Origin of the sequence: Hassallia byssoidea VB512170, assembly GCF_000817785.2 — a bacterium.
Lineage (GTDB): Bacteria > Cyanobacteriota > Cyanobacteriia > Cyanobacteriales > Nostocaceae > Hassallia > Hassallia carrinoi.
Window position 1 is genome coordinate 1 of the sequence record NZ_JTCM02000197.1, and the last position, 4,951, is coordinate 4,951.

Consider the following 4,951-nt stretch of genomic DNA (forward strand, 5'->3'; position numbering starts at 1 on the left):
TAGACAAAAATGGACAGCCTTTTTTTAAAGATCCGCATGGGCCCAACGATACCCTCAGATGAAGGCTGTCCATTTTTGTCCACGTTCATTCCAAGGGTGCGTAGGCTCGTTGGTCGTCGCCACGTATCATGCGCTTTCATCCCACTTATCCTTAATTACACCTCAAAGACATCTTTTGTCAGAAACAATGATTGCTCCTGAGTTTAACTTGTATTTTCTATCTTTTGATAGAATGCAAAAATTTTCAGTAAATTTACTAATCTAACAATTTTTTAGTATTAATAAATATATATATTAATGTTTTATTACGGATACGTATAGTTAAACTGCTATTTAGCCTTGAGAGTGCTGTTTTTTATCAAAACAACTTTAATATTTTTTTAACAATCACCTAAAATTAATGGCTGGAAGTCAGTAACAAACCTCTAACAATGGTTTGATGGGGGTTCTGGTGACAAAGGGTTAACACAGATATAGAGAACTTTGCTATCTGGTTTCTTTTGCATAAAAGGTATTTTCACGATGTCATCAAGAACGTTTAAAACAGAAAAAACTGGTTTTTCACTTAGGCGCTCGCCGCATAATCCCTCATCTCAATCAATCACCATTTATCCATTGATGATTGTGGCGACTGTAGCCATGTTATTGGACATGATTATGACTGCAAGTTTAGTCAGTTTTACAACTTTCGGTAGCGCAGTTTTTGTCACTGCTGCAATTGTCTGGCGACACGAACTAAATCCTTTTTTCAATTGGCTGACTCGATTCAACCGCCGTTATAAAATTGCCACTGTTTTATTTACACTGGTGGGTGCTTTATTCCTATTAGATGCGCTATCCACTCCAGCTAATGCTCAGTTCTTCCAAGGTGCAGAAACTTGGATGACCGGGCAGTTTACAGGTGCAGGTGAGGCGATTCCTTTAGTCTTTAACGTGCTACAAGGCTTGTTCTTACTTTACTTAGGAATTTCCTTAGTCAAGGTCATCCAAGCAGCCCGCCAAGATGAGGATTGGCAGAATTTAGCCCGGACACCGATGATTATTCTAATTGCAGTAACAATGGGCGATATTCTAGCAAGTTTGATTGTCGGTGGCGGTGGTACTGGCGTTGCTGGTGGCTAGGCATGGAGCCGAATAAATCTAAATTCCGCACTGTAAATGCGACTCTGGGAAAGTAACCGAATATCGGTCCCTTTCCAGCAGATCAACTTATTCCTTGGGCAGTTATTTGTGGCATCTCTTATTACTTATGTCACGGGATGTTGAAATTGAATTGGATTTGGACATGCGCTGTGGCTGCCTGGGGAATATCTACTTGGTGGGTGCTTACAGGGTCAAGAGCTTGGCGATTCTTAGCTAAGTTTGTACTGACTCCCAACTGGACAAGGGTGCGCGTACCATATCAAAGAATGTTGCAACTGAATAATTACAGCACCCCGAAGAAAGTCAAAAAAGTTAAAAGAACAAGGAGGTGATAATTTGACTCCTAAAGTAAAAACAAAAGTTGGTAAAGCAATCGTTGATAACGGAGCAACAAAAGTTCGCTATTCACCTCTAGAAGATGCCTTTTCCTTGGTGTCGATGTTGCAAATTAATCTCTAAGGCAAACAAGTCGGCGCTTATCTGCTGCGTCAGGGATTAAATAACTTCATGATTCACTTTGGGTTTGAATGCAAAGGCATTCATGCCACATTGCGAACAGAAGAAATTGAGCCAGTGTTTGATGCGATTGAATCAGGTCTAAAAGATTTACCCGAAGGAGAACGTTTAACAATTCATCTTGGCTCTTTTACTTCAGATGAAAAAAGACAACAGTCACTACGCAATTTATCTGCAACTGCTCCCAACCAAGAATTACAGTATCTGCTCATGGGAGAGCGATCGCGCGTCCACCAATTAACTAAAACTGGAGTCCGTAAACCAAAAACTTTGAGATTGTACTGCACATATACGGTTGAACCAGATATGGCAGGCACAACCGATGCAATTGAGAAGTTGCTGTCCCGTTTGGAACGTTCCTGGAAGTCATTTACAGGTGAAATCAACGAGATGCAATTTATTCGGATTGAGCGTCTACTGTACACATCCTTTACTGATGGCTATCAGCTATGGGAACAATTACTCGCCAATAAAATGGGCTTAGATATTCGCCCTCTAAATGCAGAGGAACTTTGGGCAGTTCTCTGGCAGCGGTTTAACGACACCCCACCACGAGACATCCCCCAACTGCTAGTTTTGGATGAAGACGGGCTGAGAGAAGAAGTGTACTCCCAAGTCCATTCCACCTCTTTATTAATGGAGAGTGAGTCATCAATTCCCGTTGCCGATCGGCGTTGGGTACACCTCAAAGGAAAATATATTGGCGCACTCACCTTCGTTGATAAGCCTGGTGGGTGGACGGACAAGGAGCGTCAGCTGCGTTATTTGTGGGAGGTAGTTTCACGGGAACGGGTGTACGACACTGAAGTTTACTGCCAACTAATGCGAGCGAACGAGACGTTAGTCAAAACTAATATGCAGCGTCTTACCAAACAATCGAATACCACCGCTCAGATAGCAAGTGAGAAAAACTCGGTTGATGTTAAATCGCTGCTCAACATCAAAAAGTCAATCGCTGTCCAAGAGGAACTATATGAGGGAGCCGTTCCCATCCACACTGCTGTAGTGTTTTTAGTGCATCGCCCTACAAGAGAAAAGCTGGATGAGGCGCGTCGATATCTGCAATCAATGTTTTTACGCCCAGCTTGGGTAGTGCGCGAAACTGAATATCCCTGGCGACTTTGGTTGCAGACCTTCCCGATTACCTGGGAGCGCCTAATGACCGTTCCCTTCAATCGACGGTTGGTTTACCTCAGTGGTGAAGTCCCTGGATTGATGCCCCTTGTGCGAACAAAAGCCGGAGATAATACAGGATTTGAATTAATTTCTGAAGAAGGCGGAACGCCCACTTTCCTCAATCTTTATACCCAGCACAAGAATCTGGGATTATTCGGCACAACCCAAAGTGGTAAATCAGTACTAGCAGCAGGGATTCTCACCCAAGCTTTAGCTCATGGAATGCCCGTTGTAGCGATGGATTATCCCAAACCAGATGGTAGTAGCACGTTTACCGATTACACCCATTTTATGGGGAAAGATGGGGCGTACTTCGACATCGGGCGGGAAAGTTCAAATTTGTTCGAGCTGCCCAATTTGCGTTCGCGAAGCGTCTCCGGAGGAGAATCGCTTGAACCTAAATTGCAGCAAGAGCGGTTTGAAGACTACAAAGATTTCTTAGCAACGGCGCTGCTGGCAATGATTGTAGGAACAAAGCGCTCCGAAAGTGGCGCAGCTTCGTTAGTAATGACCGATACAGTGCGGTCAATTTTAGCACTGGCTATTACTGCCTTTTTCAGTGACGACCAAATCCGCGATCGCTATGCGGTTGCATTCACTTCGGGCTTTGGTTCCCCTGAATGGCAAGCAATGCCGACTCTAGTTGACTTCTTGAGCTTTTGCTCTCACGAACGACTGCGCTTGGACGCAATGAGCGGAGATACCAAAGCTGGGCTAGAGCAAGTAAAATTGCGCTTGCGCTTTTGGCTTAGTAGTCGGGTGGGTAAGGCAATCTCTCAACCGAGTACATTTAACAGTGATGCTAGGTTACTCGTCTTTGCGCTGCGTAACTTGTCCAACGATGAAGATGCAGCCATTCTCAGTTTAAGTGCTTACTCAGCAGCGTTGCGTCGGGCATTGGCAGCTCCTGCGAGTGTGTTTTTTATCGATGAAAGTCCGATTTTGTTTGAATACGACTCAATCGCTGCCCTTGTGGGACGCTTGTGTGCTAACGGTGCTAAGGCTGGGATTCGGGTTATTTTATCGGCTCAAGACCCTGACACGATTGCCAAATCTCCAGCTGGTGCCAAGATTTTTCAGAACTTAACCACTCGCCTGATTGGTCGGATTCAACCAACAGCGGTAGATAGTTTCGTTTCAATTCTCAAGTACCCGCCAGAGATTATTGGACGCAATGCTACTGAAAGTTTCTTTCCCAAGAAATCTGGGATTTATTCGCAATGGCTACTGGATGATGCTGGGGTGTTTACATTTTGTCGTTACTACCCAGCCATAAATTTACTAGCAGCAGTGGCAAATAATCCCGACGAGCAAGCCCAAAGAACAGCAGCACTCGCTCGTCATGCTGACAAGTTTGTAGCACTCACTGAGTTTTCTAAACAGTTAGTGGAATCACTGTAATAAAAATTAGGACTTACGCAACAATAACGCTGCTATCGTCATTGCAACCGGAGGGAAGCAATCGTACTCGCCTTGTTTTTTGTTGCGAGTGCGTAAGTCCTAAAAGTTTGCACTCAACCTAAATTTTAGAGGATTTATGAAAGCACGTTACTTGAAAAAAGTTGTATTTGGTACAGCTATGACGATCGCACTCCTAACAATTGCAAACACTTCTACTCTTGCTACGACCCTTCCCTTCCAAGGTGATAACCCCATCGCAATCTCCGACTGCACGGGTGGGTGAACAACTTGGGAGTTTACTGAAATCACAATCCGGGCTAATACTCTTGGGTTGTTTGGTCGTAGTCGCAGTTCTGCAACTTTGGAGTGCAGGTAGCGCTAAGAAAGGCAAGATTGCTACCAGCTATTGGGGAAGTGGTAAGGAGAAGCAAAAAGCAGCGATCATAGCTAAAAAGCAAATGTTAAAAGTGACACGCAACAACGTGGCGCTGTATGTGGGTACTCCAAGAGAAATGCGCGATCGCCTAGAAAATGAATGGCGGAAGCATGGATTAATTAAAACACCATCTTCCTCCAGATGGAGAAACTCAGTGCAATTGCTTAACGCTAGCCCTACTTTATAGAACCTATTTGAGATCTTTTCAGGTGGTAGCTCCGACAGCTAGGCGTTTGAGCATTAGCCTAATAAAACATAGCTTGAGCTTGGCATTGGAAC

3 protein-coding genes and 1 pseudogene are annotated in these 4,951 nt (G+C 44.2%); all 4 read left to right on the forward strand.

What is annotated here, in order from left to right:
- Nucleotides 1-522 precede the first annotated feature (522 nt).
- The 4 genes and pseudogenes from PI95_RS34505 (at nucleotide 523) to PI95_RS34520 (ending at nucleotide 4,859) form a co-directional block, all read left to right on the forward strand.
- A complete protein-coding gene (locus tag PI95_RS34505) occupies nucleotides 523-1,122 on the forward strand; it encodes a hypothetical protein (protein ID WP_039744362.1) in 600 nt (199 codons plus the stop codon).
- 357 nt (nucleotides 1,123-1,479) lie between these two features.
- Nucleotides 1,480-4,236, forward strand: a pseudogene (locus tag PI95_RS34510) (putative type IV secretion/conjugal transfer ATPase).
- A gap of 136 nt (nucleotides 4,237-4,372) precedes the next feature.
- Entirely contained in the window at nucleotides 4,373-4,519 is a 147-nt protein-coding gene (locus PI95_RS34515) for a hypothetical protein (RefSeq protein ID WP_163519466.1), read from the forward strand.
- Nucleotides 4,512-4,859: a hypothetical protein gene (locus PI95_RS34520; protein WP_039744364.1), complete on the forward strand. Its 348-nt coding sequence runs from the start codon at nucleotides 4,512-4,514 to the stop codon at nucleotides 4,857-4,859. Before PI95_RS34515 ends, PI95_RS34520 begins: the two co-directional genes overlap by 8 nt.
- Nucleotides 4,860-4,951: the final 92 nt, after the last annotated feature.

Excerpts from the sequence above, each read along its gene's own strand:
- PI95_RS34505 (WP_039744362.1), top strand. The coding sequence starts at position 523 with ATGTCATCAAGAACGTTTAAAACAGAAAAAACTGGTTTTTCACTTAGG.
- PI95_RS34515 (WP_163519466.1), top strand. The coding sequence starts at position 4,373 with ATGAAAGCACGTTACTTGAAAAAAGTTGTATTTGGTACAGCTATGACG.